Source organism: Coleofasciculus sp. FACHB-712 (genome assembly GCF_014695635.1).
Classification (GTDB): Bacteria; Cyanobacteriota; Cyanobacteriia; order Cyanobacteriales; family FACHB-T130; genus FACHB-T130.
In genome coordinates, this window is the sequence record NZ_JACJOQ010000323.1 from 1 (window position 1) to 3,595 (window position 3,595).

Sequence of the window (3,595 nt, forward strand, 5' to 3'; positions counted from 1 at the left end):
CCCCCTTATGTATTTGCCCGTCTGGATGAACTCAAAGCCAGGGCACGCGAACAAGGGCTGGATTTAATTGACTTGGGGATGGGGAATCCAGATGGCCCAGCGCCTCAGCCAGTGATAGACGCCGCGATCGCAGCGTTGCAAAATCCGACAAATCACGGCTATCCCCCCTTTGAAGGGACTCTCAGCTTCCGCCGCGCCATCACTAACTGGTACGGGCGTCGCTATAACGTTGACCTCGATCCAGATAGCGAAGCCTTGCCGCTACTTGGTTCTAAAGAAGGGCTGACTCACCTCGCCTTTGCCTATATCAACCCAGGCGATGTGATTCTGGTACCTAGTCCCTCTTATCCGCCCCATTTTCGCGGGCCAGCGATCGCTGGGGGCAAAATTCACCCGCTGATTCTCAAACCCGAAAATGACTGGTTGATCGATCTCGGTGACATTCCCGATGATGTAGCCCAACAAGCAAAGATTCTCTATTTCAACTATCCCAGCAATCCCACTGGCGCAACCGCACCCCGCGAGTTCTTCAAAGATATCGTTGCTTTTGCTAAGAAGCACGAAATCTTACTCGTACATGATTTGTGCTACGCAGAATTAGCTTTTGATGGTTATCAACCAACCAGCTTGTTAGAAATTCCAGGGGCGAAGGAAATCGGCGTCGAGTTTCATACCTTGTCTAAAACTTACAACATGGCAGGCTGGCGCGTTGGCTTTGTCGTAGGCAACCAACACATCATTCAAGGGTTGCGGACACTCAAGACTAATCTGGATTATGGCATCTTTGCCGCCTTGCAATCTGCTGCCGAAACCGCCTTACAACTTCCAGATGTTTATGTCAATCAGGTCTGCGATCGCTATCGCCGTCGCCGCGATTTTCTGATAGAGGGATTTGCTGAGTTGGGTTGGACGGTTCCCAAGCCAAAAGCCACCATGTACCTGTGGGTTCCGTGTCCGGTAGAGATGACCTCAACAGATTTTGCCCTCTCTGTCTTGCAGCAGACGGGCGTGGTCGTGACTCCCGGAAATGCCTTTGGAGCGGGTGGTGAGGGGTATGTGCGAGTGAGTTTGATTGCCGAATGCGATCGCTTAGCTGAAGCTTTGCGGCGTTTCAAAGAAGCCAATATCCGCTATTCATCCGAAAATGAGGGCGCGTTTATCAAGCAGGGATAAAACATCGAAGCTTGAATTTTTGGATTTAATCTCCAATTTGGAAACTCGGCTATGTCAAAAATAACTAGCGTTATCCTTTAGATGAATTTGCTTGTATAAGTGCAAACTTTAATTAGGGATAAAATTTGTCTGATTTTCTACTGTTCCCAACCCCTCCCTGCCATTTTCTGAGGCTCCGGCACCCCTCCCTGCCTGCGGGGAGGGGTGCAATGTGTTAAAGGGAATTACAAATCATCTACCGGATACGATACGGTAGATGATTTTTGTTTGCGCCGCCCTTATTTCAAAGTAAAAGCTTTAGTTTCTGTTACCCTACCACCACCCACCTTGTCATAAATCGTTAGCTGAATTTGGTAAGTTCCCGGTTGAATTTTAGGAGTTGTATTAACAGTGCCATTGGGAGAGGCTGCTACATCATCTTTTAAAGCTGTATGTCCTTTTTCTCCAATTAAGCTCTTTTTCACCAAAATAACTTCGCCCTTGGCATTTTTAACTTCCATATCCATATCTAGCCAGTTTTTCCCATCCTGACCTTTCTTAAATTTGCCAACATTGAGCAAGACTAGCTGAACATCTTCTCCCCTTTTATAAACTCCATCATTAACCGGCACAACTTTTTTATCGGGAGTTTTTCTGACCAAAAAAGATTTTTCAAACTTCAGTTGAGAAGAAGTCGGTTTAGAGGTAGTTGCAGTCTGGGATGTAGGAGATTTTGGGGAAGGAGAAGCCTGAGAAGTAGTAGAGTTTTCGCCTCCACCACAACCACTGACCAGCGCCATTGAAAACACTACAAGACCTGTTAACAATAGGTTATTGAATGCTTTTTGCATTATGTTCTACCTCCTTTTATTTTTTTACCTGGTTAATTGATCAACCATTGAGTTGAGACAATTAGCAAGGTTGAGCTAGCTACAACCATAAATTATCATAATTTATTCAAATTTATCTTTTGGGCGCAGTTGCTTTAGTCAACTAGCGACGCGAATAATTTGCTTTCAGACGCCACAATGGAAATTCTTTATTGAATGCACTCTGGTGTAACCCTACCTTGTGAACCCAGAGGCAGAGGGATTAAATATTCTCCCCTCTGGATTCACGGAGAGGGGCTAGGGGTGAGGTTCCATCTGAGGGTATTTATCTATATATCGTTCGCTGCACTTGAAACGGTTCATTTTACTGCAAATTAAGCTAAACGTAGACCTATAGGCAAAAGGCGGTCTGTGCAAGTCACAGATCGCCTTCTATTGTCAATCAATCTAAACGATTGCTACTTAAAAGCGTTTAATTGCCGCCAGACTGAACCGCAGCGCGGGTTACGGGATTTGAATTGTCTTCGTTTATCATTTCAGGAGTCCGCTCCCAGTTGCCATCTTCACCTTGACGGTATTCGCTGTTGATGGTGTTCCACGCAACCTTGCGAGCAGCTTCTTCGTCCATCCCGTCTTCATGGGCGCTCTTAAATGCAGCCTGGAAAATCTGCTGAGCAGCCTCAGGCAGTTCTTGGACTTCTGAAGGTAAGTTATTAACTTGTTGATCTGGTTGTTCGGTCATAAACTACTCCTATTATTTTTGCTTGAGATCAATCTTAGAAAGCCAGAGGTACAAATTCCTCGTCCTAGGATGTAGTTATGGCTCCTCGATATACCTATCTGAGGCATTATCTTATGTAAAGTCATTTTGTATCTTGTTACACAACGTCTCCCTACAAATCATCTACTGGCGAATACAGTGGTTCAGATCCCCGGCTTCTTTCTCGAAGTTGGGGATCTCTCCTTCACGAATCATGTAGGATTGCTACGCCTAAATAATTCGCGAACTCCTGTAGAGACGCGATTCATCACGCCTCCACGCTAAAGGCACTTCAATTCTCGAATCCCACCTGAAAATGGGGATCTGGGGGATCTCACGTGTAATCCGACAAAAGTGAACTGGTATTGCTTACCGACTAAGGGAAACCACAAGTTCCAGTCGGTACAGTGGTTCCAGACCAATTACTGAGATCGCTAACAGAGATATTATTTGTAGACAGCGTTCCCGTTTCTATCTGGATCGCTCCTCCAAAACTGTCATTTAAGAAAAAGTTTCCAATCGTATTATTGCGGGGTTGGAGACAAATTGTATCGCCAGAACCGCTGGTTATTGCTTCGAGATCGCCGATTGCGCTGCCTGTTATGGTGTTAAGCCGGACTCCGGCAAAGATTTTAGCAGTATCGTAGCTGTTGAGGGAAAGCCCGGTAAAAGCATTATCTATAATTTGATTTGATTCACTGAGGAATTGAAGTTGGGCGTTTCCATTGATGCTGGTAAAAATTCCGTAAAATCCATTTTTAGAAATTTGCTGATTGTTAGAAATATTGACTGTTCCTATCGCTGCATCGGAAAGTGCGATATTCACTCCATTATCTTGATTTTCAGCAATGGT

General features: G+C 45.2%; 4 protein-coding genes. 1 reads left to right on the forward strand and 3 read right to left on the reverse strand.

Going from position 1 to position 3,595, the window contains the following annotated elements; translation table 11 throughout:
- On the forward strand, positions 1-1,173 hold a 1,173-nt coding region (locus H6F50_RS08335; protein WP_190428289.1), incomplete at its 5' end, for an aspartate aminotransferase.
- Positions 1,174-1,451: 278 nt separating this feature from the next.
- Here the strand turns inward: H6F50_RS08335 and H6F50_RS08340 are convergent.
- From H6F50_RS08340 to H6F50_RS08350, 3 genes are all read right to left on the reverse strand, one after another.
- A complete protein-coding gene (locus H6F50_RS08340; protein ID WP_190428291.1) occupies positions 1,452-2,003 on the reverse strand; it encodes a hypothetical protein in 552 nt (183 codons plus the stop codon).
- Positions 2,004-2,454: 451 nt separating this feature from the next.
- On the reverse strand, positions 2,455-2,724 hold the full coding sequence (locus H6F50_RS08345) for a ChaB family protein (protein ID WP_190428293.1): 270 nt from the start codon (positions 2,722-2,724) through the stop codon (positions 2,455-2,457).
- Positions 2,725-3,118: 394 nt separating this feature from the next.
- The coding region (locus H6F50_RS08350) for a hypothetical protein (protein WP_206754827.1) at positions 3,119-3,595 on the reverse strand (477 nt) is incomplete at its 5' end.